The organism is Telluria sp. LT1R51-2, assembly GCF_059685775.1.
In genome coordinates this window covers 2,162,982-2,186,455 of record NZ_JCASIM010000001.1, presented here as the reverse complement: position 1 = coordinate 2,186,455, position 23,474 = coordinate 2,162,982, and the positions used below count along the sequence as shown (strand labels likewise).

At 63.9% G+C, this 23,474-nt stretch carries 21 protein-coding genes; 19 read left to right on the top strand and 2 right to left on the bottom strand.

Annotation, left to right across the window (positions count from 1 at the left end; translation table 11 throughout):
* Nucleotides 1-18: 18 nt before the first annotated feature.
* The 14 genes from frr to AC56LH_RS09485 all read left to right on the top strand — a co-directional run bounded on the left by frr (nt 19) and on the right by AC56LH_RS09485 (nt 14,212).
* Nucleotides 19-579, top strand: coding sequence for a ribosome recycling factor (gene frr, locus AC56LH_RS09550; protein ID WP_183552974.1), 561 nt, complete (start codon nt 19-21; stop codon nt 577-579).
* A 188-nt stretch (nt 580-767) separates the two neighbouring features.
* Nucleotides 768-1,520, top strand: coding sequence for a polyprenyl diphosphate synthase (uppS, locus tag AC56LH_RS09545; protein ID WP_499645725.1), 753 nt, complete (start codon nt 768-770; stop codon nt 1,518-1,520).
* Nucleotides 1,521-2,351, top strand: coding sequence for a phosphatidate cytidylyltransferase (locus AC56LH_RS09540; protein ID WP_499645724.1), 831 nt, complete (start codon nt 1,521-1,523; stop codon nt 2,349-2,351). It begins immediately after the preceding gene.
* Between the two features lie 12 nt (nt 2,352-2,363).
* Nucleotides 2,364-3,536: a 1-deoxy-D-xylulose-5-phosphate reductoisomerase gene (ispC, locus tag AC56LH_RS09535; protein ID WP_499645723.1), complete on the top strand. Its 1,173-nt coding sequence runs from the start codon at nt 2,364-2,366 to the stop codon at nt 3,534-3,536.
* 17 nt (nt 3,537-3,553) lie between these two features.
* A complete protein-coding gene (gene rseP / locus AC56LH_RS09530) occupies nt 3,554-4,891 on the top strand; it encodes an RIP metalloprotease RseP (protein WP_499645722.1) in 1,338 nt (445 codons plus the stop codon).
* An 81-nt stretch (nt 4,892-4,972) separates the two neighbouring features.
* Nucleotides 4,973-7,321 (top strand): outer membrane protein assembly factor BamA, encoded by a 2,349-nt coding sequence (gene bamA / locus AC56LH_RS09525; protein WP_499645721.1) that lies wholly within the window; start codon nt 4,973-4,975, stop codon nt 7,319-7,321.
* A 40-nt stretch (nt 7,322-7,361) separates the two neighbouring features.
* Complete coding sequence (locus AC56LH_RS09520; protein ID WP_499556689.1) at nt 7,362-7,907, top strand: OmpH/Skp family outer membrane protein; 546 nt, start codon at nt 7,362-7,364, stop codon at nt 7,905-7,907.
* Nucleotides 7,908-7,963: 56 nt separating this feature from the next.
* On the top strand, nt 7,964-9,016 hold the full coding sequence (gene lpxD, locus AC56LH_RS09515; RefSeq protein ID WP_499645720.1) for a UDP-3-O-(3-hydroxymyristoyl)glucosamine N-acyltransferase: 1,053 nt from the start codon (nt 7,964-7,966) through the stop codon (nt 9,014-9,016).
* A complete protein-coding gene (gene fabZ, locus AC56LH_RS09510; RefSeq protein WP_183552960.1) occupies nt 9,013-9,525 on the top strand; it encodes a 3-hydroxyacyl-ACP dehydratase FabZ in 513 nt (170 codons plus the stop codon). Before lpxD ends, fabZ begins: the two co-directional genes overlap by 4 nt.
* 9 nt (nt 9,526-9,534) lie before the next feature.
* A complete protein-coding gene (gene lpxA / locus AC56LH_RS09505) occupies nt 9,535-10,323 on the top strand; it encodes an acyl-ACP--UDP-N-acetylglucosamine O-acyltransferase (protein WP_499645719.1) in 789 nt (262 codons plus the stop codon).
* Nucleotides 10,307-11,509 (top strand): lipid-A-disaccharide synthase, encoded by a 1,203-nt coding sequence (gene lpxB / locus AC56LH_RS09500; protein WP_499645718.1) that lies wholly within the window; start codon nt 10,307-10,309, stop codon nt 11,507-11,509. Before lpxA ends, lpxB begins: the two co-directional genes overlap by 17 nt.
* On the top strand, nt 11,506-12,174 hold the full coding sequence (gene rnhB / locus AC56LH_RS09495; protein WP_499645717.1) for a ribonuclease HII: 669 nt from the start codon (nt 11,506-11,508) through the stop codon (nt 12,172-12,174). Before lpxB ends, rnhB begins: the two co-directional genes overlap by 4 nt.
* Complete coding sequence (locus tag AC56LH_RS09490; RefSeq protein WP_499645716.1) at nt 12,171-12,965, top strand: TrmH family RNA methyltransferase; 795 nt, start codon at nt 12,171-12,173, stop codon at nt 12,963-12,965. The genes rnhB and AC56LH_RS09490 overlap by 4 nt, the downstream gene beginning before the upstream one ends.
* A gap of 50 nt (nt 12,966-13,015) precedes the next feature.
* Entirely contained in the window at nt 13,016-14,212 is a 1,197-nt protein-coding gene (locus AC56LH_RS09485; protein WP_499645715.1) for an EAL domain-containing response regulator, read from the top strand.
* Between the two features lie 545 nt (nt 14,213-14,757).
* Here AC56LH_RS09485 and ppsR read toward each other — a convergent pair.
* Nucleotides 14,758-15,615 (bottom strand): posphoenolpyruvate synthetase regulatory kinase/phosphorylase PpsR, encoded by an 858-nt coding sequence (gene ppsR, locus AC56LH_RS09480; protein WP_183552950.1) that lies wholly within the window; start codon nt 15,613-15,615, stop codon nt 14,758-14,760.
* A gap of 197 nt (nt 15,616-15,812) precedes the next feature.
* Between ppsR and ppsA the strand changes: the two genes are divergently transcribed.
* From ppsA to AC56LH_RS09465, 3 genes are all read left to right on the top strand, one after another.
* Nucleotides 15,813-18,245, top strand: a complete 2,433-nt coding sequence (gene ppsA, locus AC56LH_RS09475; protein WP_499645714.1) for a phosphoenolpyruvate synthase — start codon at nt 15,813-15,815, stop codon at nt 18,243-18,245.
* A 91-nt stretch (nt 18,246-18,336) separates the two neighbouring features.
* Nucleotides 18,337-18,759: an NfeD family protein gene (locus tag AC56LH_RS09470; protein ID WP_499645713.1), complete on the top strand. Its 423-nt coding sequence runs from the start codon at nt 18,337-18,339 to the stop codon at nt 18,757-18,759.
* Between the two features lie 52 nt (nt 18,760-18,811).
* Nucleotides 18,812-19,732 carry an SPFH domain-containing protein gene (locus tag AC56LH_RS09465; protein ID WP_499645712.1) on the top strand — a complete coding sequence of 307 codons (921 nt, stop codon included), beginning with the start codon at nt 18,812-18,814 and terminating at the stop codon, nt 19,730-19,732.
* A 7-nt stretch (nt 19,733-19,739) separates the two neighbouring features.
* On the opposite strand, the gene AC56LH_RS09460 is transcribed toward AC56LH_RS09465, so the two are convergent.
* Complete coding sequence (locus AC56LH_RS09460) at nt 19,740-21,923, bottom strand: TonB-dependent receptor (RefSeq protein WP_499645711.1); 2,184 nt, start codon at nt 21,921-21,923, stop codon at nt 19,740-19,742.
* A 120-nt stretch (nt 21,924-22,043) separates the two neighbouring features.
* Between AC56LH_RS09460 and AC56LH_RS09455 the strand changes: the two genes are divergently transcribed.
* Nucleotides 22,044-23,228 (top strand): PepSY-associated TM helix domain-containing protein, encoded by a 1,185-nt coding sequence (locus AC56LH_RS09455; RefSeq protein WP_499645710.1) that lies wholly within the window; start codon nt 22,044-22,046, stop codon nt 23,226-23,228.
* Nucleotides 23,225-23,416 (top strand): hypothetical protein, encoded by a 192-nt coding sequence (locus AC56LH_RS09450; protein WP_499645709.1) that lies wholly within the window; start codon nt 23,225-23,227, stop codon nt 23,414-23,416. The genes AC56LH_RS09455 and AC56LH_RS09450 overlap by 4 nt, the downstream gene beginning before the upstream one ends.
* The last annotated feature ends 58 nt before the right edge of the window (nt 23,417-23,474 follow it).

Below are 23,474 nucleotides of genomic sequence, written 5' to 3'. Positions count from 1 at the left end.
GAACAACAGGAGAGCAGCATGTCCTTAGCTGACGTCAAGAAAAACGCACAAGACCGCATGGTCAAGTCCATCGAAACCCTGCGCGCCGATCTGGCCAAGGTCCGTACCGGCCGCGCCCACACCGGCATTCTGGATCACGTTACGGTCGACTACTACGGTTCGCCAACGGCGCTGCCGATGGTCGCCAACCTGACCCTGGTCGATGCCCGCACGATCGGCGTCCAGCCATTCGAAAAGAAGATGCTGGCAGCCATCGAAAAAGCCATCCGCGATGCCGACCTGGGCTTGAACCCGTCGTCGCAGGGCGAAATGATCCGCGTGCCGACCCCGCCGCTGACCGAAGAGCGCCGCAAGGAAATGGTCAAGCTGACCAAGTCCGAAGGTGAAGACGCGAAAATTGCCGTGCGCAATATCCGTCGCGACGCCAACGAAGCGCTGAAGAAAATGGTCAAGGACAAGACCGCCTCGGAAGACGACGAGCGCCGTTCGTCGGACGAAATCCAGAAGCTGACCGACAAGGCCGTGGCCGACATCGACAAGCTGCTGGGCGAGAAAGAAAAAGAAATCCTGACGGTGTAAGCAGGTATTTCATCGGCAAGCCCCCGGGCTTTCCTGCGGACCGGCCCCGGCAACTTGCCGCGGCCGGTCCGCGTGCCTTATGATTGGTCAATTGCGCAATGCCAGGTGCAATTCTGTAGCGCAGTTTTCTCGCGCAGTTCTCTGGCGAAGTTTTATGGCGCAGTTTTATGGCGCAGTTTTATGGAAACATGATGTTCAAAAGCTCGACCACTGCCGTTCCCGCCACGTCCGCCGTGCCACGCCATATCGCCATCATCATGGACGGTAATGGCCGCTGGGCAACCAAACGCTTGCTGCCGCGCGTGGCCGGCCACGTCAAGGGCGTCGAAGCCGTGCGCGGTGTGGTCGAAGCCTGCGTCGAGCGTGGCGTCGAATACCTGACGCTTTTCGCGTTCTCGTCCGAGAACTGGCGCCGTCCGGCCGACGAAGTCTCGCTGCTGATGCGCCTGTTCGTGACGGCGCTCGAGCGCGAAGTCGCCAAGATGCACGCCAATAATATCCGCCTGAAAGTGGTCGGTGACCTGAGCCGCTTCGACGCCAAGCTCCAGGACATGATCGCCAATGCCGAGCGCCGTACGGCCGGCAACACGCGCCTGACGGTGACCGTGTGCGCGAACTATGGCGGGCGCTGGGATATCATGCAGGCAACCGGCAAGATGGTGAAAGCCAACCCCGGCGTCACTGAGTTCAGTGAAGAGATGCTGGCGCCGCACCTGGCGATGGCGTATGCGCCTGAGCCCGACCTGTTTATCCGCACCGGCGGCGAAGAGCGCATTTCGAATTTCCTGTTGTGGCAGCTGGCATATGCCGAGCTGCACTTTACCGACACCTTCTGGCCTGACTTCACGCCAAAGGCGCTGGACGAGGCGATTGGCTCCTACCAGGAGCGCGAACGGCGCTTTGGCCAGACCGGCGCCCAAGTAGCGAAGAAGACCAACTAAATGCTCAAGACCCGGATTCTCACCGCACTCGTCCTGCTGGCAGTCCTGCTGCCGGTTCTGTACTCCAACAATTACACGGCGTTTGCGGTGGTGGCCTGCGTCTTTTTCGGCGCCGCGATCTGGGAATGTTTTCGCCTGTTCAATCCGGGCGCCCGTAGCGCGCTCCTGATCGCTGCAGCCTGGACGCTGGCCTTTGCCTATGCGTTCTTCGTGCGCGAGCAGGGCAATCCGACCTTCTGGTTCGGTATCGGCGTGCTGCTGTGGGCGCTGCGCTTTGCCCCTACGCTCAAGTTCGGCCTGCCGCCGCTGTCTAGCACGCCCAACACCTTGCTGAGCTTGCTGTACGCGATCTCGCTGGTGGCCTGCTTCGTGGCCATCGTCTACCTGTTTAATTATTCGGCCGTGCTGCTGCTGTCGGTGCTGGCCATCGTCTGGGCGGCGGACATCTTCGCCTATGTCTGCGGCAAGACCTTCGGCAAGCGCAAGCTGGCGCCGAGCATCTCGCCCGGCAAATCGTGGGAGGGTGCCATCGGTGGCGGGCTCGTCACGCTGGTGCTGGCCGCCTGCACCGTGGTCTTTGGCGGCGAAGCCTTTTCCGGCACGTTCGCCGTGCGCGTCCAGGCCGGCTTGGGCTGGTTGGGCCTGTTCGCCGTGATTGCCCTCATCGTGGTTGCCAGCGTCGTTGGCGACCTGTTCGAATCCCAGCTCAAACGCCGCGCCGGCGCCAAGGACAGCAGCAACCTGCTGCCGGGCCATGGCGGCGTGCTGGACCGGATCGACGCACTCGTGCCGGTCCTGCCACTGGCGGCGCTGATCGCCACCTGGCTCTAGAAGGAAGTTCACATGCAACGCATTACCATCCTGGGCGCCACCGGCTCGATCGGCGCCTCGACCCTCGACGTGCTGGCGCGCCACCCGGAGCAATACCAGGTGTACGCGCTGAGCGCGCACACGCGCGTGGAAGAACTGGCTGCCGCCTGCCGCAGCTGCCGCCCCGCACGTGCCGTCGTCGGTAGCGCCGACGCAGCCGCGCGCCTGGCGGCGCTGATCGCCGATCTGCCCACCAGCGTCGAATACGGCGAGCAGGCGCTGTGCGATATCGCGTCGAACGCCGACACCGATACCGTGATGGCCGCCATTGTCGGCGCGGCCGGCCTGGCCCCGACGCTGGCTGCGGCCCGCGCCGGCAAGAAGATTCTGCTGGCGAACAAGGAAGCGCTGGTCATGTCCGGCCAGCTGTTCATGGACGCCGTGCGCGAGCACAACGCCACGCTGCTGCCGATCGACAGCGAACACAATGCCATCTTCCAGTCGCTGCCCGCCGGCTTTGGCCGCGTGCCGGCAGCGGCCGGCGTGGCCAAGATCCTGCTCACCGCATCCGGTGGTCCGTTCCTGAACCGCGCCGTCGAGACGCTCGGCGACGTGACCCCGGACGAAGCCTGCAAGCACCCGAACTGGGTCATGGGCCGCAAGATCTCGGTGGATTCCGCGACCATGATGAACAAGGGTCTCGAAGTGATCGAAGCCCACTGGCTGTTCGGCGCGCCGGCCGACCAGATCGAGGTCGTGATCCACCCGCAAAGCGTGATCCACTCGATGGTGTCGTACGTCGACGGCTCGGTGCTGGCGCAACTGGGCAACCCCGACATGCGCACGCCGATCGCGCACGCATTGGCGTACCCGGACCGGATCGCCTCGGGCGTGGCCCAGCTCGACCTGACGCAGATGGCGGCGCTGCAGTTCTTTCCGCCTGATTTCACACGCTTCCCGTGCCTGGCTTTGGCCTTCGACGCGCTGCGCGCCGGCGGCACGGCCCCGGCGCTGCTCAATGCTGCCAATGAAGTGGCGGTGGATGCGTTCCTCGAGCGCCGCATTGGTTTTCGCGACATCGACCGCGTCATCCGCCATGCGCTCGACGCTGTCGAGCACGGCCCGGCGCCGTCGATCGAGGCGGTGCTGGCCCAGGACGCGCGTGCCCGCGAGGCCGCAGCGCATGCGGTCGCCAGCCTGCACTGATTGACGGATACTGCCCGATGACCCTGCTTTACACCGTGCTGGCGTTCGCGCTGGCGCTCGGCCCCCTGATCGTGATCCACGAGCTGGGTCACTATCTGGTGGCGCGCGCCTGCGGCGTGAAGGTGCTGCGTTTTTCGATCGGCATGGGGCGCGTCGTCTGGTCGCGCCGCTTCGGGCGCGACCAGACCGAGTGGGCGGTGTCGCTGCTGCCGCTGGGCGGCTATGTCAAGTTCCTCGACAGCCGCGATCCCGACGCCGGCCCGATCGACACGAGCGAGCTGTCGCGCGAATTCACGCGCCAGAATGTCTGGAAGCGCATCGCCATCGTTGCCGCCGGCCCGCTGTCGAACTTCGCGTTGGCGATCGCGCTGATGGCCGCACTCTTCATGCATGGCGTGGACGAGCCGTCGGCGCGCCTGCGCGCCGTGGCCGAATTGACGGACGCCTACCGCGCCGGCGTGCGCGGCGGCGAGACCGTGGTTGCCGTCAATGGCAGCGCCGTGCGTTCGTGGTCCGAATTGCGCTGGCAGATCATGCACGCGGCGGTCGACAAGACCGATGCGCGTCTGGACCTGCGCAGCACCGGCGGTGGTACCTACGCCGTGGTACTGCCCGCGTCCGTCATCGGCAAGCTCGATGTCGACAGCGACGTGATGGCCACGCTGGGCCTGGACCTGTGGCGCCCGCAGCCGCGCATCGACAAGGTGATCGCCGATGGGGCAGGGCAGCGCGCCGGCCTGCAGGCCGGTGACCTCGTGCTGCGCCTGAACGGCGCGCCGGTCGTCGATGGCATCGACTTCATTGACGCGGTGCGCGCCGCCCCTGGGCGTGCGCTGCAGGTCGAGGTGCAGCGCGCCGGTGCGCCTGTCACGCTGTCGCTCACGCCCGAGGCGGACGCCAATGGCCGCGGCGTGATCAAGGCGATGGTGGCGCAGGCGCCCGAGATGGTGACCGTCTCATCAGGCCCGTTCGATGCCATTGCGCGCGGTGCCGAGCGCACCTGGGAAACGTCCACGATGACGCTGAAAATGATCGGCAAGATGATTACCGGCGAGGCGTCACTGAAAAATGTGACCGGTCCGATCACGATCGCCGATTATGCCGGACAGACCGCCCGCATTGGGCTCGTCAGCTATTTACAGTTTATTGCCTTTATTAGTATCAGCTTAGGCGTCATGAATTTGTTACCAATTCCCGTTCTGGATGGTGGCCATTTACTGTATTATTCGCTGGAAGTTTTGACCGGGCGTCCTGTTTCTGTGCGCGTCGTCGAGTTCGCACAGCGCGCCGGGATCGGCCTGCTGTTCATGCTGATGGCGCTCGCCGTCTTCAACGACCTGGGCCGGCTGCTCTAGCCGCCCGCGGTTCGCTCCCCGAGAGCCCAGTCAAATCACCAAGCAATCGTTGTCCAAATGAGTGACCCTTTGATCCAGCCAATGAAATCACAACCAGATCGTATCGCCTTGCCGTTCATTCGCCGCAGCCTGATCGGCTCCGCCGTCGTGGCGCTGTGCGCCACGCTGTACGCAAATAATGCCATGGCCGTCAACCCGTTCGTCGTCAAGGACATCCGGGTCGAGGGCATCCAGCGTACCGAGGCAGGCACTGTGTTCAGCTACCTGCCGGTGCGCGTGGGCGAGACCTTCGACGACGTCAAGGCCTCGAGCGCGATCAAGGCGCTGTATGCAACGGGCTTCTTCAAGGACATCCGCCTCGAAGAAGAAAACGGCGTGCTGGTCGTGCTGGTCGAAGAGCGTCCGGCGATTTCGTCGGTCGACTTCACGGGCACCAAGGAATTCGAAAAAGACATGCTGGTCAAGGCGCTGTCCGAAATCGGTGTGGCCCAGACCAAGATCTTCGACAAGGCATCGGTCGACCGCGCCGAACAGGAACTCAAGCGCCAGTACCTGTCGCACGGCCTGTACGGCGTCAAGATCACCACCACCGTGACGCCGATCGAACGCAACCGCGTGACGATCATGTTCAACGTGGACGAAGGCGATGTCGCCAAGATCAAGGGCATCAACATCATCGGCAACAAGGCGTTCAGCGATAAAGAGCTGCGCCAGTTGCTCGAGCTGCGCCCGTCCGGCTGGTTCACCTGGTACTCGAAGGCCGACCAGTACTCCAAGCAGAAGCTCACCGGCGACCTGGAAAAGATCAAGTCGTGGTACCTCAATCACGGTTACCTCGAAGCCAACGTCGAATCGACGCAAGTGTCGATCACGCCGGACAAACGCGACATTTACTTGACCCTCAACGTCACCGAGGGCGAGCAGTACACCGTCTCGAGCGTCAAGCTCGAAGGCGAAATGTTCGGCCGCGAAGAAGAGCTCAAGCAGCTGATCCTGCTCCAGCCGGGCAAGACCTACGTGGGCGACCTGCAGGAAGGCACCAACAAGCTGATCTCCGATCGCCTGGGCACCTTCGGCTATGCATTTGCCAACGTCACGGCCAACCCCGAACTCAATCGCGAGAAGCGCGAAGTGGCCTTCACGTTCTTCGTCGATCCGGGCAAGCGCGCGTATGTGCGTCACATGAATATCTCCGGCAATACGGTCACCCGCGATGAAGTCATCCGTCGCGAATTCCGCCAGTTCGAGAGCTCGTGGTATGACGCCAACCGCGTCAAGCTCTCGCGTGACCGCGTCGATCGTCTGGGCTACTTCAAGGACGTGAAAGTTGAAACGCCCGAGTCGCCAGGCACGTCCGACCAGGTCGACGTGAACATCGCGGTCGAAGAAAAACCGACCGGTAACTTCATGATCGGCGGCGCTTTCTCGCAGTCCGAGAAGTTCACGTTCACCGCGTCGATCTCGCAGGCCAACTTCGCCGGCAGCGGCAACACGGTCGGCATCGAACTCAATACCAGCAAGTACAACCGGACGATCGCGTTCTCGCAGACCAATCCGTACTTCACCGATGACGGCGTCTCGCGCGCGTTCTCGCTGTACCTGCGTACGTCGCGTCCACCGGCACTGAACATCGGTTCGTACACGGTGCGCCAGACCGGCGGCAACATGACCTTCGGCGTGCCGTTCTCCGAGTCCGACACCGTCTACTTCGGCGCGGGCCTGGAACGCACCGAACTGGAAACCGACGAATCGTCGCCGAGCATCTACCAGACGTTCGTGCGCCAGAACGGCGGTCCGGCCAGCGGTGTCGGTTCGGCCACCACCAACGCGATTCCCTTGACGGTGGCATGGGGCCGCGACACGCGCGACAGCGCCGTGACCCCGAGCCGCGGCCGCTTCCAGCGCGCCAACTTCGAAGTCGATGCGATCGGCGACGCCAAGTACTACCGCCTTGTGTACGAACACCAGTGGTGGAAGCCGGTCACGCGCTGGATGACGCTGGCCCTGCGCGGCGAGTTCGATTACGGCAAGGGCATCGGCGGCAGCGCCTACCCGGTCTTCAAGAACTTCTATGCCGGCGGCATCGGTTCGGTGCGCGGCTATGAAAGCTCGTCGCTGGGCGTGGTCGACCAGCGTTACTACGATGCGATCGGCGGCTCGAAGCGCATCATCGTCAACGCCGAACTGCAGTTCCCGTTCCCGGGCAGCGGCACCGACCGCAGCCTGCGCTGGTTCACCTTCGCCGACGGCGGCCAGGTGTTCCAGGAAGATGCGAAGATCCGCGTCGGCGAGTTCCGCTACTCGGCCGGTATCGGTCTGTCCTGGATTTCCCCGGTCGGTCCGCTCAAGTTGAGTTATGCTAAGCCGCTGAATTCGCTGCCAGGTGACCGCCTGGAGCGCTTCCAGTTCCAGATGGGTACCGGCTTCTGACCGGCCCACTGCGTCCTGAAGAACGATTGCGAGAGACTTTATGTTGAAAAATCTGATTGCCTCGCTGCCTGACGGCTTCAAGCCCACCGTGGCGCCAGCGTTGCTGCTGGCCGCGGTGTGCGCGTCGCCGCTGGCACAGGCGCAGGCACAGGTGGCGACGGGCCGCATCGGCTTTGTCTACACCGAGCGCCTGATGACCGATTCCAAAATGGCCAAGGCGGCCGACGCCAAGCTGGCGGCCGAGTTCTCCAAGCGTCAGAAGGCCGTCGAAGAGATGGTCGGCAAGTTCAAGGGCGCGTCCGAGAAGTTCGATGCCGAAGGCAGCGGTCTGGCCGAGCTGGAACGCACGCGCCGTGCGCGCGAGCTGTTCAACATGCAGAAAGACGTCGAACGCATGCAGCGCGAGTTCCAGGAAGACCTGCAGCAGCGCAAGAATGAAGAACGCGCCGCGATCGCGCAGAAGGCCTACAAGCTCGTGGAGCAGTATGCCGAAGCCGAAAAGCTCGACGCGGTGCTGGTCGAAGCGGCGTGGGTGAATCCACGCGTGGACATCACCGACAAGATCCTCAAGCTGCTCGACAAGTAAGCTTGTTGGCAGTGTTTTTCTGCTTTACCGATTTTGACTCACACTGAAAGACCGAGATGGGCATTCGACTAGGCGATTTGGTCGAGCGCTTCGGCGGACAGCTGGTGGGCGACCCGAACCTCGAGGTTACGGCGATTGCTCCCCTGGACACGGCCGGCGCTTCGCACATCAGCTTCCTTTCCAACAGCAAGCTGCGCGCACTGGCGGCGCAAAGCGGGGCCGCGGCCCTGATCCTATCGCCGCTGGACGACCCGACGGTGGCCGCGACCTATGAAGGCGCGCGCATCGTCACCACCAACCCTTACGCATACTTCGCCCGCGCGGCGCAGTATTTCGCTTCGCTGACCGATCATGTGCCGCCGGCAGGCGTGCATCCGAGCGCCGTCGTTGCGGAGTCCGCCGTGATCGATCCGAGTGCCCATATCGGGCCGCACGTGACGATCGACGAAGGCGCCGTGGTCAAAGCGCAGGCCGTCATCGACGCCGGCTGCTATGTCGGGCGCAACGCCGTCATCGGCGAAGGTACGCACCTGTTTGCGAACGTGACGTTCCACGCCGGCTGCGAGATCGGCAAGCGGGGCATCCTGCATTCGGGCGCCGTGATCGGCACCGACGGCTTCGGCTTTGCCAATGAAGGCGGCGTGTACATCAAGATTCCGCAGACGGGCCGCGTGCTGATCGGCGACGACGTCGACATCGGCGCCAACACGACGATCGACCGTGGCGCGCTCGAAGACACGATCATCGAGGACGGCGTCAAGCTCGACAACCAGATCCAGATCGGCCACAACACCCGCATCGGCGCGCATACCGCGATGGCCGGCTGCGTGGGCGTGGCCGGCAGCGCCAAGATCGGCAGCCGCTGCACCTTCGGCGGCGCCGCCATGGTGCTGGGCCACCTCGAGATCGCCGATAACGTCCATATCTCATCGGGTAGCATGGTATCGCGCTCGGTGCTCGAACCGGGCCAGTACACGGGCTTTTACCCGCTGGCCAAGAACGCCGAATGGGAACGCAGCGCAGCGATCGTGCGCAACCTGGGCTCGATGCGCGAAAAACTGCGCGCGCTCGAGAAAACCATCAAAACCCTCACAGAACAACAACAATGACCACGCCAGAACTCACCACCCTCGACATCAACCAGATCAAGGAATACCTGCCGCACCGCTATCCGCTGCTGCTGGTTGACCGCGTGCTGGACGTCGAACTGGGCAAGCGCATCGTCGCGATCAAGAACGTCACGATCAACGAAGAATTCTTCAACGGCCACTTCCCGCACAAGCCGGTGATGCCGGGCGTGTTGATGATCGAAGCGATGGCGCAGACTGCGGCGATCCTGTCGTTCATGACCATGGGCGTCAAGCCCGACGAAAACTCGGTCGTGTACTTCGTCGGCATCGACAATGCACGCTTCAAGCGCCCAGTGGAGCCGGGCGACCAGCTGCGCATGGAAGTGGAAATCGTGCGCGTCTCGCGCGGTATCTGGAAGTACAAGGCCGTCGCCACGGTCGACGGCAAGGTCGCTGTCGAAGGCGATTTGATGTGCACGATCCGGGGCGCTGCCGAAGCGCCGATGAAAGGCGCCGGGGCGGCACCGGCTGCATCCACGCCCGAGTAAGGAGACGTGATGAGCAAGATTCATCCAACCGCGATCGTCGATCCGCAGGCGCAGCTCGACAGCTCGGTCGAGGTCGGGGCGTACTCGATCGTCGGCCCGAACGTGCGCATCGATGCCGGTACCGTCATCGGCCCGCACGTCGTCATCGACGGCCACACGACGATCGGCAAGGACAACAAGTTCTTCCAGTTCTGCTCCATTGGCGCTGCGCCTCAGGACAAGAAGTGGCAGGGCGAGCCCACCCGGCTGGAAGTGGGCGACCGCAACACGGTGCGCGAATTCGTCAGCTTCAACCTGGGCACGGTGCAGGATGAAGGCGTCACGCGCCTGGGCAACGATAACTGGATTTCCGCCTACGTGCACCTGGCGCATGATTGCCAGGTCGGCAGTAACACGATCTTCTCGAACAATGCGCAGCTGGCAGGCCACGTGCACGTGGGCGACTGGGCGATCCTGTCCGGCTTCGTCGGCGTGCACCAGTTCTGCAAGATCGGCGCCCACGCGTTCATCGGCATGTATACGAGCCTGACGCAGGACGTGCCGCCATACGTGCTGGTGTCGGGCAATCCGGCCGGTGCGCGCGGCGTCAATCTCGAAGGCCTCAAGCGCCGCGGCTTCACGCGCGAGCAGCTCGACGGCATCCGCAGCGCCTACAAGCTGCTGTACCGGAATGGCCTGACGCTCGAAGAAGCCAAAGCCGCGCTGCAGGCTGAAGAAGAGCGCCTGCCGGCAGCGGCAGATGACATCCGCCTGCTGCGCGACTTCCTCGGCACCGCAAGCCGTGGCATCGTTCGCTGACGGCGTGCCGTCCGCTGCGGCCCGCGATGTGTCGCTGGCCCTGGTGGCCGGCGAAGCGTCCGGCGACATGCTGGCGGCGCGCCTGCTGGCCGGGCTGCGGCCGCATCTGCCACAAGCGCGCTTCCACGGCATCGGCGGGCCGCGCATGATCGAGCAGGGCATGGTCAGCGACGTCCCGATGGACCTGCTGACGGTGCGCGGTCTGTTCGAAGTCATTCCCCGCTACCGTGAACTCAAGGGCATCCAGAGCCGCCTGCGCGATCGCCTGATCGCCGACCGGCCGGCTGCGTTCATCGGCGCCGACTATCCAGGCTTCAACCTGGGCCTGGAAGAGCAGTTGCGCGCCGCCGGCATTCCGACGGTGCACTTTATCGGGCCGCAGATCTGGGCCTGGCGCGGTGGCCGCATCAAGAAGATCCAGCGCGCCGTGTCGCACATGCTCGTGATCTTCCCGTTCGAAGAAGCGATCTACCGCGCGGCCGGCGTGCCGGTGACGTATATCGGGCACCCGCTGGCCGAGACGATTCCGCTGGCGCCCGACGTGGCCGGTGCGCGTCGCGCACTGGGGTTACCAGATGATGCGCGCGTCGTCACCGTCATGCCGGGCAGCCGCATGGGCGAACTGAAATACCTGGCCGAGCCGTTCGTGCGCGCCGTGCAGCTGCTGGCAGCGCGCGATCCTGGCCTGCGCTTTGTCGTGCCGATGGTCGGTGAGCGCCAGCGGGCGTACTTTGACCAGATCGTCACCGCAGCCGGCCTGCAGGGCGTGGAACTGATCGTGACCGCCGAAGGTTCGCACACGGCGATTGCCGCCGCCGACGCCGTGCTGGTCGCCTCCGGCACGGCCACGCTGGAAGTGGCGCTGTTCAAGAAGCCGATGGTCATCGCCTACAAGGTCATGCGCGCCTCGTGGGAAATCATGCGGCACATGGGTTACCAGCCGTGGATCGGCCTGCCCAACATCCTGGCGCGCGAATTCGTCGTGCCCGAGCTGCTGCAGCATGCGGCCACGCCCGACGCGCTGGCCGACGCCGTCTGGCGCCAGCTGCAAGACAGCGCGGGGCGTGAGCGCCTGGCGCAGCGCTTCCTCGACATGCATCACAGCCTGCTGCGCAACAGCGCCGCAGAGAGCGCGCAGGCGGTGCTGCAGATTATCGGGCGCACGGCGCCCGGAACACCTAGATGACCAAGACAAGAATCAATCTGTATCCCGGCCTGCCCACCAGGGGCCGGCCGTTCACCGCACTGGACATCGTGTGCGGCGTCGATGAAGCGGGCCGCGGCCCGCTGGCAGGGCCTGTGTTTGCGGCCGCCGTCATCCTCGATCCGCGCCGTCCGATCGACGGCCTGCGCGATTCAAAGAAGCTGACCGCCGCGCGGCGCGACGAACTCGCGCCGCTGATCCGCGCCCAGGCGCTGGCCTGGGCGGTAGCGGAATGCTCGTGCGAAGAAATCGACAGCATCAACATCCTGCAGGCGACGATGCTGGCGATGCGCCGCGCCGTGGAGGCGCTGCAGCATGCGCCGACGATCGCGCTCATCGACGGCAACCGTTGCCCCGAGCTGACAGTGCGCGCGCATGCGATCGTCAAGGGCGACGACAAGGTCAATGCGATTTCGGCCGCGTCGATCCTGGCCAAGACCGCGCGCGACGCGGCGCTGGTGCGGCTGCACGAACAGTATCCGCAATATGGCTTCGACCAGCACAAGGGCTACGGCACCGCGCTGCACCTGGAGCGCCTGGGCGCGCACGGGCCGTCGCCTGCGCACCGCCGCTCGTTCGCACCGGTGCGCGGGATGCTGCAGACCGATCTGTTCGGCGCCATGATTGGCAATGGGGTGAGCGCATGAAGACCATCACCTCGCGCGACAACGCGTTCTACAAAGAGATCAAGGCGCTTGCCACCAGCTCGCAGGCACGGCGCAAGGCCGGCCACAGCCTGTTAGACGGCGTGCACCTGTGCCAGACCTGGCTCGATTTGCGCGGCGCGCCGCGCCACTGCGTGGTATCCGAGGGCGCACTGGGCAATCCGGAAGTGCAGGCCATCGTCGCACGCTGCGGCGCCGTCAACGCGCCGGTGACGGCGCTGCCCGATGCGCTGTTCAACGCCGTCAGTCAGGTCGAGCATGGCGTGCATCTGCTGTTCGTGATCGACACGCCGCAGCCGGCAACCGCGCCGGCGCTGGTGATGGCCAGCGTGCTGCTCGACGGCGTACAGGATCCGGGCAACGTCGGCTCGATCCTGCGCAGCGCTGCCGCCGCCGGCATCAAGCAAGTGTACTGCAGCCCCGGCACTGCCTTCTGCTGGTCGCCGAAGGTGCTGCGCGCGGCGATGGGCGCGCACTTCGTGCTCGAGATTTTCGAACACGTCGAACTGCCGGACCTGGTGCGCACGGCGCAGGTGCCGGTGCTGGCCACCAGTGGCTATGCGGCCGAGGGCCTGTACACATTGGACCTGCGCGACCCGGTAGCGTGGGTGCTGGGGCACGAAGGGCAGGGCGTCTCGACCGAGGTGCTGGACCTGGCCACGCACCGCGTCGCGGTGCCGCATCTGGGGCAGGTCGAGTCGCTCAATGTCGCCGCCTGCGCCGCCGTGTGCTTCTTTGAAGGCCTGCGCCAGCAGCAGGCATCGCAGGCATAGACGGCGTCCGCGCCATCCAGTAGGCTAGCGGCTTGTAACGTGGAGTAACGATGGACATCGCGCATTTGCATTTTCTGGTGGCACAAGCCGACCTTTCCGAGCGCCGGGCACTGGTCGCGTTGCTGGGCCAACTTGGCGCCGGCCAGGTCACCGACGTCGCCGACGGCCCGGCGGCGCTGCAGGCGCTGGACGCCGGGGCCACACCCCGCGTCAACGTCGCGCTGATCGACCTTGACCTGCCTGGCATGGATGGCTTGACCCTGCTGCGACGCCTGGGCGAGGCCAAATGCGCCGCGCGTCTGATCGTCACAGGCTCGCAGCCGGCGGGATTGTTGTTCTCCGTCGAGACGCTGGCCGAAGCCTTCGGCATCGAGCTGCTCGGTGCCATCGCCCGCCCGCTCACTGTCGTGACGCTCAAGCCGGTGCTGGAGAACTACACACCGCTGCCGCGCTTCATGCCCACCCCAGCCGAGCCGCAGTTCACGTTCCAGCAAGTGGGCATCGGCCTGCAGAAGCGCCAGTTCGAGCCATACTTCCAGCCCAAGATCGAGCTGGCAACGGGGCAGGTGAAAGGCCTGGAGGTGTTCGCGCGCTGGAACCATCCGGAGCACGGCGTGCTGGGGCCGGCGTCGTTCGTCGATGCGCTGGGCGAGAGCGGCCGCATCGATTTTCTCGACTGGAGCATGATCGAATTGTCGGTCGAACGCCGGCGCTGGCTGCAGGACCAGGACATCGCCATCCCGATCTCGCTGAACATCGCCTCCGAAACGCTGGCCCATCCCGCGTTCGTGCGCCAGATGTCGGCGTGCTTGGAGCGCCACGGCGTTGAGGCAGCGGACGTGACATTCGAAATTTCGGAATCCTCGGTGCTGAACACGGATCCCGACTTCATCGAGCGCCTGGTCCGGCTGCGGATGATGGGCTTCGGCCTGGCCATCGACGACTACGGTACCGGCCGCTCAAACCTGCAGTTGCTGGCGCGCATTCCGTTCACCGAGCTGAAGATCGACCGTAGCTTCGTCGACGGCGCCTCCCGCCGCCTGCCGCTGAGCACGCTCCTGCGCTCGTGCCTCAGCCTGGCGCACAGCCTGGACCGCAAATCGGTCGCCGTCGGTGTCGAAACGCGCCGCGACTGGGACTTCCTGCAAGCCCTCGGCTGCACCTACGCCCAGGGCTACCACATCGCCAACCCCATGCCCGCCGCCGCCTTCCCCGCCTGGCTGAGCGACTGGCGCCAATACTTCTAACCCCCACGCAATAGCCCAACAATTAGGGTCAGAGTAGAATTGTTGGGCAATTTCCTTTTTACCGAGCTCTAATAATTAGGGTCAGAGTAGAATTATTGAGCAATTTATCTCCGAATAAGCAGCCTCATCTCATTGAGGGTATTTTTTCGAGAAAGTTGTCAAATAATTCGACTCTGACCCTAATTGTTCATTGCCGGCCCGCTTCGCTTTAATTGTCGGCCGGACTATAGTTGCCATGCTTCGACGGCTGCTTGGAAATCATCGTCGGGCGGCACCTCCGATTTATCGCGCAAGCCCTCCCAACTTAATTCCTGGGTTCTAATCAATTTATTCGCAATTAGGGTCAGAGTAGAATTATTGGGCAATTTCCCATTAAAAAAGCGACCTCATCTGATTGAGGTCGCTCTGTTTTCGAAAGTTGTCAAACAATTCGACTCTGACCCTAATTGGCTTTCAAGGGTTTTTGGGCAAGTTACACTTATCGCGGCTTGAATCAGCCGGGATGAAAAGAAATTGCTCAATAATTCGACTCTGACCCTAATTGTTCAATATTCGCGGCGGTCGGGGGCGATTTCTTGCAGGATCGTGGTGGCGATTTCTTCGATGGATTTTGTCGTTGACGAGAGCCAGCGGATGCCTTCGCGGCGCATCAGCAGTTCGGCTTCGTTGACTTCGTAGCGGCAGTTTTCGATCGAGGCATATTTACTGCCGGCGCGGCGTTCGTTGCGGATTTGCGAAAGGCGTTCCGGCGTGATCGTCAGGCCGAACAGCTTGGCCTTGTACGGCGGCAGGTTGCTCGGCAGGCGGCCGCGTTCGAAGTCGTCCGGGATCAACGGGTAGTTGGCTGCTTTCAGCCCGTATTGCATCGCCAGGTACAGGCTCGTCGGCGTTTTCCCTGACCGCGACACCCCGACCAGGATCACATCGGCATCGGCCAGGTTCTTGTGCGACTGGCCGTCGTCGTGGGCCAGCGAGAAGTTGATGGCTTCGATGCGGTTCTTGTACTCTTCACTGTCGACCGCGTTGTGGATGCGGCCGATCGTGTGCGTCGACTTGACGTCCAGTTCCTGTTCGAGCGGGGCGACGAAGGTCTGGAACAGGTCCATGTGCATGCCCTTGGCCGAGCGGATCACGCTCGATAAATCGTGCTTGACCAGGGTCGAGAACACGATCGGGCGCTGGCCATGCAGCGCGAAACTGTCGTTGATGCGGCGCGCGGCGTCGTGCGCTTTTTCGATGGAGTCGATGAAGGGCAGGCGAATCTGCCGGAAACGCATCTCGAACTGGCTCAGGACCGCGTGACCGAACGTCTCCGCGGTGATGCCGGTGCCGTCGGACACGAAGAATACGGTGCGGGAGGGGGCCGGCGCCAGTGCGGGCAGGGACTGGGGATCGTCGATCATGGTCGGTTTGTTAAGCTTTGCTGACAGAGTTGCATGTAAAGTGCGCTGCACATCCCCGACTTGCGGGGTAGAATGCTCGGCAACGGATTTTGCATTGTGCTGCACGCGGGCGAGAATAACAAGAATACGCGAATCGCGCCCCGCCCTGCACCGATGCGCCAACAGGTTTCCATCATCAAAGTAAGGTGTTTTTTATCATGACCAATCCAGCTACTGCAGCGATCCAACCGGGGCAGGCCGACAGCGTCTACGTCGCGTCGTTCGAAGACTTGCGCATGACCGACGTCGAGTCGGTCGGCGGCAAGAACGCGTCCCTCGGCGAAATGATCAGCCAACTGGCCGGCGCCGGCGTGCGCGTGCCAACCGGCTTTGCCACCACGGCCGATGCCTTCCGCGACTTCCTCGACCATAGCATCGACGGCGGCGCGTCGCTGGGCGAGCGCATCGCGCGTCGCCTCGACAATCTCGACATCGACGACGTGCGCTCGCTGGCCGTCGCCGGCGCCGAGATCCGCGAATGGATCGTCGCCACGCCGTTCCAGCCGCGCCTCGAACAAGAGATCCGCAACTTCTACGAGCGCCTGTTTGCCGATTCGGAAACCGAAGTCTCGTTCGCCGTGCGTTCGTCGGCCACCGCTGAAGACTTGCCGGATGCATCGTTCGCCGGTCAGCAGGAGTCGTTCCTGAACGTCGTCGGCATCGACAACGTGCTCGAGGCGATGAAGCACGTCTTCGCGTCGCTGTACAACGACCGCGCGATCTCGTACCGCGTGCACAAGGGCTTTACCCACGCCGAAGTCGCGCTGTCGGCCGGCGTGCAGCGCATGGTGCGCTCGGACACCGGCGCCGCCGGCGTCATGTTCACCATCGACACCGAATCGGGCTTCAAGGACGTCGTCTTCATCACGTCGAGCTACGGCCTGGGCGAGACCGTCGTGCAGGGCGCCGTGAACCCGGACGAATTCTATGTCCACAAGCCGATGCTCGAAATGGGCAAGTCGGCCGTCATCCGCCGCAATATCGGCTCCAAGCTGATCAAGATGGAATTCACCGCCGAAGCCAAGGCCGGCCGCTCGGTCAAGACCGTCGACGTGCCGATCGAAATGCGCAACCGTTACTCGCTGGTCGAAGAAGAAATCATCGAGCTGGCCAAGTACGCCGTCATCATCGAGAACCACTATGGCCGTCCGATGGACATCGAGTGGGGCAAGGATGGCCGCGACGGCAAGCTGTATATCCTGCAGGCGCGTCCAGAGACCGTCAAGTCGCAGCAGAAGTCGACCGATGCGCAGCAGCGCTTCCACCTGAAGGGCACCGGCACCGTGCTGACCCACGGCCGCGCGATCGGCCAGAAGATCGGCGCCGGCCGCGTGCGCGTGATCACCGACCCGTCCGAAATGGACCGCGTCCAGCCGGGCGACGTGCTGGTGGCCGACATGACCGATCCGAACTGGGAACCGGTCATGAAGCGCGCCGCAGCGATCGTCACCAACCGTGGCGGCCGCACCTGCCACGCGGCGATCATCGCGCGTGAACTGGGCGTGCCGGCCGTCGTCGGCTGTGGCGACGCGACCGACGTCCTCAAGGACGGCACCCTGGTTACCGTCTCGTGCGCTGAAGGCGACGAAGGCATGATCTACGACGGTCTGCTCGAAACCGAAGTGACGGAAGTCGCGCGTGGCGAACTGCCACCGATCAAGACCAAGATCATGCTCAACGTCGGCAACCCGCAGCTGGCCTTCGACTTCCAGTCGGTGCCAAACAGCGGCGTGGGCCTGGCGCGCGTCGAGTTCATCATCAACAACAATATCGGCGTGCACCCGAAGGCGATCCTCGAGTACCCGAACATCGACGCCGACCTGAAAAAGGCCGTCGAATCGGTCGCCCGTGGCCACGCATCGCCACGCGCGTTCTACGTCGACAAGCTGGTCGAAGGCGTCTCGACGATTGCTGCCGCGTTCTGGCCAAAGCCGGTCATCGTGCGCCTGTCCGACTTCAAGTCGAACGAGTACAAGAAGCTGATCGGCGGTTCGCGTTACGAGCCGGACGAAGAAAACCCGATGCTGGGCTTCCGCGGCGCGGCGCGCTACCTGGCCGACGATTTCGCCGAATCGTTTGCGATGGAATGCACGGCCATGAAGCGCGTGCGTAACGAGATGGGCTTGACCAACGTCGAGCTGATGATCCCGTTCGTGCGCACGCTCGGCCAGGCCGAGGCAGTCGTGAACCTGCTGGCCAAGAATGGCCTGGTGCGCGGCGAAAACGGCCTGCGCCTGATCATGATGTGCGAAGTGCCATCCAACGCCATTCTGGCCGAGCAGTTCCTCGAGTTCTTCGACGGCTTCTCGATCGGTTCGAACGACCTGACCCAGCTCACGCTGGGCCTGGACCGCGATTCGGGCATGGAGCTGCTGGCCAAGGACTTCGACGAGCGCGATCCGGCCGTCAAGGCGCTGCTGTCGCTGGCAATCAAGGCCTGCCGCGCCAAGGGCAAGTACATCGGCATCTGCGGCCAGGGTCCATCGGACAATCCTGACTTCGCGCAGTGGCTGGTGGAAGAGGGCATCGAGTCGATGTCGCTCAATCCTGACTCGGTGATCGATACCTGGCAGAAGCTGGCGAAGATGTAAGCAAGGGCGGGCACACAGTGCTCGCAAAGCCCCCGCTATCCATTTCGGGTAGCGGGGGTTTTTTTTCATCACAATAAAAAGGAGACACACCATGGCCGACTGGACCTACTGGCTGATCGGGGCCGGCATATTGATCGTCGCGGAGCTGTTCATCGGCACGTTCTACCTGTTGATGATCGCGCTCGGCCTCGTGTTCGGCGCGCTGGCCGCCTGGCTGGGCGCGAGCGGCGCCTCGCAGACGCTGATTGCGGCGGCGATTGGCATCGCCGCCACGCTGGTCCTGCGCCGCACGCGCTTTGCCCGCAGTGGCCGGCGCCCGGCCGCAAATGACCCGAGCATCAACCTCGACATCGGCCAGCGTGTCAGCGTGCCCCAGTGGCATGGCGGGCGTGCCCGCGTGATGTACCGCGGCGCGCTGTGGGACGTCGAACTGCAGAGTGGCCAGGATGCGCAGCCGGGCGAGCACGAAATCGTCGAAGTGCAGGGCAATCGCCTCATCGTGGTGCGCCAATAGGCCTGCCCCTTTTCAGCCAATCCGGATGTAATCCAACTCCAAAGGGAACCCCATGGAATCGACCCTCAGCATCGTCGCATTGATCATCTTTGTCATCGCGCTGGTCTTCGTCTTCAAGACCATCAACGTCGTGCCGCAGCAGAACGCCTGGGTCGTCGAGCGCCTCGGCAAATACCACGCTACGCTGGCGCCGGGCCTGAACATCGTGGTGCCGTTCGTTGACCGCGTCGCCTACAAGCACAGCCTCAAGGAAATCCCGCTCGACGTGCCGCCGCAAGTCTGCATCACGCGCGACAACACGCAGTTGCAGGTCGACGGCATCCTGTACTTCCAGGTGACCGATGCGATGCGCGCGTCGTACGGCTCATCGAACTATCTGCAGGCGATCACGCAACTGGCGCAGACCACGCTGCGCTCGGTGATCGGCAAGATGGAGCTCGATAAAACGTTCGAAGAGCGTGACCATATCAACACCCACATCGTCAACGCCATTGACGAATCGGCCGCCAACTGGGGTGTGAAGGTGCTGCGCTACGAAATCAAGGACCTGACCCCGCCGGCCGAGATCCTGCATGCAATGCAGGCCCAGATCACGGCCGAACGCGAAAAGCGCGCGCTGATCGCGGCGTCGGAAGGCCGGCGCCAGGAGCAGATCAATATCGCCAGTGGTGAACGCGAGGCGTCGATTGCGCGCTCGGAAGGGGAAAAGCAGGCCGCCATCAACCGCGCGATGGGCGAGGCGACGGCGATTGTTGCGCTGGCCGAAGCCAGCGCGTCCGCGCTGCGCCAGGTGGGCGATGCGATCGGGTCACCAGGCGGGATGGACGCCGTCAGCCTGCGCGTGGCCGAGCATTATGTGGATGCCTTTGCCAATCTGGCCAAGACCAACAACACGCTGATCGTGCCCGCGAATATGGGCGACATCAGCACCGCCATCGCCAGCGCCCTGCAGATCGTCAAGGCGCAGCGATGAACGTGCTTTAGAAGCCGACGGTTGCCGTCACCGCCACGGTGCGCGGCGCCGCCAGCACCAGGTAGCCCGAACCCGGGTAGCCACCGGCCGAGGCCCAGTAGTTCTTGTCGGCGACGTTGTCGACACGGGCGCGCAGCGTCAGGTCACGGTCCATGAAGCTCGTGCGGTACGTCGCGCCCAGGTCAACGCGGGTCCACGACGGCAGCTTCTGGGTATTGGCGCCATCGGCGTACTGGGTCGCCGTGTAGACGGTGCGGGCGTTCAGTACCAGGCCTTGCACGCCCGGCACGTCCCAGTCGGCGCCGATGTTCAGCTGCGTTTTTGGCACGCCGATCGCATCCTTGCCCTGGTTGATGCCGCCCGCTGTGACGCGCTGCTCGGCGTCGATCAGCGTCAGGCCGCCCAGCACGCGCAGGCCGCGCATGGGATTGCCGAACACCGACAGCTCCAGGCCGCGGTTGCGCTGCTCGCCGAACACGCCGAACACGCGGTTCTGTACATAGGCGCTTGGCTGGCTGGTCGAGAACACGGCAGCGCTCAAACCATAGCGGCCGCTGTCGAACTTGACGCCCGCTTCACGCTGGCGGGCCACATACGGTGCGAAGACCTGGCCCTGGTTGACGATCTGGTCGCCGGAGGCGATCGCGCCGCGCTGCAAGCCTTCGCTGTAGTTGGCGTACACCGACAGGTCCTTGCGCAGCTTGTAGACGACGGCGGCGAACGGCGTGTTTTCACTGGCCTCGTAGGCCGAGTTTTCCAGGCCAGTGCCATAGTCGTAGCCGAAGTCCTTGATACGCTGGTGGCGCAGGCCCAGGTTGATCAGCACCGTGTCGTCCAGCAGCGACAGCGTGTCGGCAATGGCCAGGCTCGACAGGATTGCCTTGGACGTCACGAGTGGGTTGCCCATGTCGCCGCCGGTGAAGAACGATGACGATGGCGCTGCCACGTCACGCGGCATGTAGACGTTCGACGCAAAGCCGGCGAAGTCACCGAGGGCATAGGCGTTGCGCGACTCGCTGTGGAAGCCCGAGGCCGAGGCGCTGAGCATGTGCTTGATGAAGCCAGTGCGCAGCGCGCCGCGCACGCCCAGTTCGCCAGTGCGGACCTGGTCCTTGCGGATATTGTCGAAGCGGGTCATGGTGCCGTCGCCATTGGCGTTGTTGACCGTGATCGACGACAGGATGTTGTATTCCTGACCGCTGCGCGCGCCCAGCGCGGCCCAGGCGACGGCGCCGCCGGCCAGGTCGACTTCGGCGCGCACGGTGCCGAAGGTGTGGCGTTCTTCCGAGATGGTCCATGGCTGTGCGAAGTTGCGGTCGGCGCTTGGCGCCGCGATCATCGGGGTGGTGGCGCCCAGCGTCACGCTCGGACGTGCATTGGTCAGTTCGTGGTCCTGCGCGCCGATGTCGGCCGACAGGCGGAAACCACGGCCGCGGTAATCGACGCCCAGCGAATACACGCTCAGTTCACGGCCTTCGCGATCGACCGCGGTGTCGCCCTTGCGGTGCGCGACGTTTACGCGCACGCCGGCGCGGCCTTCCGGTCCGAAGCGGCGGCCCAGGTCGATGGCGCCGTAACCCTGGCCGCCCGTCTCGGCGCCGAGCGTGACTTCGCTCAGGTCCTGGTTCGGGGCGCGCTTTGGCAACAGGTTGATCGAGCCGCCGATGCTGCCGCCGGCAGGGGCCGCGCCGTTGATGAAGCTGTGGGCGCCGCGCAGCACTTCGACGCGTTCGACCAGTTCGGTCGCGACGAACTGACGTGGCAGCAGGCCATACAGGCCGTTGTACGCCGTGTCGTCCGAACCGACCGCGAAGCCGCGGATCATGTACAGCTCCTGGTAGTTGCCGAAGCCGCGCGCGACGCGCACCGACGGATCGTTCTGGACGACGTCGGCCACGCTGCGCGCCTGCTGGTCCTGGATCAGCGCATGCGTGTAGTTGGTGCTGTTGAACGGCGTGTCCATGATGTCGACGTTGCCCAACAGGCCCAGACGCCCGCCGCGCGCGACCTGGCCTCCGGCGTAGGCGGCCGGCAGGCCCTGGGCCGATGCGTCGGCCGACGCGCTGATGACGACGGTCGGGACGGCGCTGTCGTCCGTGGCCGGCGCGCCGTCCTGGGCGAATGCGGTACCTGCAACGAGGAGGGCGGCGGCGAATGCGGCCGGGGTCAGGGCGAAGCGGCGAGTGGTCATGTGATGCAGTCTGGATGAATGGTGGGTAGCGCGCATTCTATCTCCACGTCTTGCTAATGTAAATGAGAACGATTATTATTCTGGACTCATTGAATCTTGCCATAGGCACGCGCAACCATCATGTCACCCGTCTCCCTGCGCCGCTGGGGCTGGATCCACAAGTGGAGCAGCCTGATCTGCACCATCTTCATGCTGCTGCTGTGCCTGACCGGTCTGCCGCTGATCTACCACCACGAAATCGGCCACTTGCTGGGCACCGAGGTGGAGCCACCCGTGCTATCGAGCCCAATGCCTCAGGGGAACGTCGATGCTGTGATCGCCTCGGCGAAAGAGCTCTACCCGACCAAGAAGCCGATGTTCATCTCGCAGGAAGCCGACGTGCCCGAGATCTGGAACGTCACGCTGGCCGACCACATGCACGACCACGATTACAAGCCGATTGCGGTCGATGCACGCACCACGAAAGTGATCACCGAGCCGGCCTTCGAGGGCGGCGTCTTCATGTCGACGATGCTGGCGCTGCACGTCGACCTGTTCATGGGCCTGCCCGGGATGCTGTTCCTGGGCTTTATGGCCTTGCTGCTGCTGGTGGCCATCGTCAGTGGCGTCGTGCTGTATGCGCCGTTCATGCGCAAGCTCGATTTCGGCACCGTGCGCAAGGAGCGCAGCGCGCGTCTGAAGTGGCTCGACATGCACAATATGCTGGGCATCGTCACGCTGGTCTGGCTGTTCGTCGTCGGCGGTACCGGGATGATCAATACCTGGGCCGACCTGATGTACAAGTACTACCAGAAGAACGAACTGGCGCAGATCCTCAAACAGTACGAAGGCAAGAAGCCGTTGCCGCACACCGCGTCGGTGCACGATGCGATCGAGACGGCGAAGGCGGCGCTGCCGGGCATGCGCGTGGCCTTCGTCGCATTTCCCGGCACCGATTTCAGCAGTGAGCATCACTACGGCATCTACATGAACGGCAACGAGGCCTTCAGCTCGCGCATGTACCGCCCCGTGCTGATCGATGCGAACACGGGCCAGCTGACGGACGCCCCGGTACTGCCGTGGTATCTGAAAGCGCTGCTGGTCTCGCAGCCGCTGCATTTCGGCGACTACGGCGGGCAGGCGATGAAGCTGCTGTGGGCGCTGCTGGACATCGCGACCATCATCCTGCTGGGCACGGGCTTGTACCTGTGGCTCAAGCGCGGCAAGACGGGCAACGCCACCACCAAGGTGGCCGCGCATGCGCACCCGCACTCGCACCCACACCCGACGCCGTCAACGCACACACTCACCGGAAAGCGACCATGATCCGCACACCATCACAAATCTGGGGCGCGCCGATCGTGCTCGGCATCCTCACCACCATTGGCCTGATTTCGGCGCTGCTGGGCGACGGCATCTGGGACGCCGTCTCGGCCGTCGCCCTCGGTATCCCGTGCCTGCTTGGCCTCTGGTTCGGCATGCGCCGTACGCCGGCGCAGCGCAGCGCGCTCTAGGCGCACACCGGCCCAGGCTGTATACTCGGTCCCATGAAGATACCTGGGCGGCGCCTTG

Coding starts and splice junctions, on each gene's coding strand:
- uppS (WP_499645725.1), top strand. CDS start 768: ATGATGTTCAAAAGCTCGACCACTGCCGTTCCCGCCACGTCCGCCGTG.
- fabZ (WP_183552960.1), top strand. CDS start 9,013: ATGACCACGCCAGAACTCACCACCCTCGACATCAACCAGATCAAGGAA.
- rseP (WP_499645722.1), top strand. CDS start 3,554: ATGACCCTGCTTTACACCGTGCTGGCGTTCGCGCTGGCGCTCGGCCCC.
- AC56LH_RS09540 (WP_499645724.1), top strand. CDS start 1,521: ATGCTCAAGACCCGGATTCTCACCGCACTCGTCCTGCTGGCAGTCCTG.
- ispC (WP_499645723.1), top strand. CDS start 2,364: ATGCAACGCATTACCATCCTGGGCGCCACCGGCTCGATCGGCGCCTCG.
- AC56LH_RS09520 (WP_499556689.1), top strand. CDS start 7,362: ATGTTGAAAAATCTGATTGCCTCGCTGCCTGACGGCTTCAAGCCCACC.
- AC56LH_RS09490 (WP_499645716.1), top strand. CDS start 12,171: ATGAAGACCATCACCTCGCGCGACAACGCGTTCTACAAAGAGATCAAG.
- lpxD (WP_499645720.1), top strand. CDS start 7,964: ATGGGCATTCGACTAGGCGATTTGGTCGAGCGCTTCGGCGGACAGCTG.
- frr (WP_183552974.1), top strand. CDS start 19: ATGTCCTTAGCTGACGTCAAGAAAAACGCACAAGACCGCATGGTCAAG.
- AC56LH_RS09470 (WP_499645713.1), top strand. CDS start 18,337: ATGGCCGACTGGACCTACTGGCTGATCGGGGCCGGCATATTGATCGTC.
- AC56LH_RS09485 (WP_499645715.1), top strand. CDS start 13,016: ATGGACATCGCGCATTTGCATTTTCTGGTGGCACAAGCCGACCTTTCC.
- AC56LH_RS09465 (WP_499645712.1), top strand. CDS start 18,812: ATGGAATCGACCCTCAGCATCGTCGCATTGATCATCTTTGTCATCGCG.
- lpxA (WP_499645719.1), top strand. CDS start 9,535: ATGAGCAAGATTCATCCAACCGCGATCGTCGATCCGCAGGCGCAGCTC.
- rnhB (WP_499645717.1), top strand. CDS start 11,506: ATGACCAAGACAAGAATCAATCTGTATCCCGGCCTGCCCACCAGGGGC.
- AC56LH_RS09450 (WP_499645709.1), top strand. CDS start 23,225: ATGATCCGCACACCATCACAAATCTGGGGCGCGCCGATCGTGCTCGGC.
- bamA (WP_499645721.1), top strand. CDS start 4,973: ATGAAATCACAACCAGATCGTATCGCCTTGCCGTTCATTCGCCGCAGC.
- ppsA (WP_499645714.1), top strand. CDS start 15,813: ATGACCAATCCAGCTACTGCAGCGATCCAACCGGGGCAGGCCGACAGC.
- AC56LH_RS09455 (WP_499645710.1), top strand. CDS start 22,044: ATGTCACCCGTCTCCCTGCGCCGCTGGGGCTGGATCCACAAGTGGAGC.
- ppsR (WP_183552950.1), bottom strand. CDS start 15,615: ATGATCGACGATCCCCAGTCCCTGCCCGCACTGGCGCCGGCCCCCTCC.
- AC56LH_RS09460 (WP_499645711.1), bottom strand. CDS start 21,923: ATGACCACTCGCCGCTTCGCCCTGACCCCGGCCGCATTCGCCGCCGCC.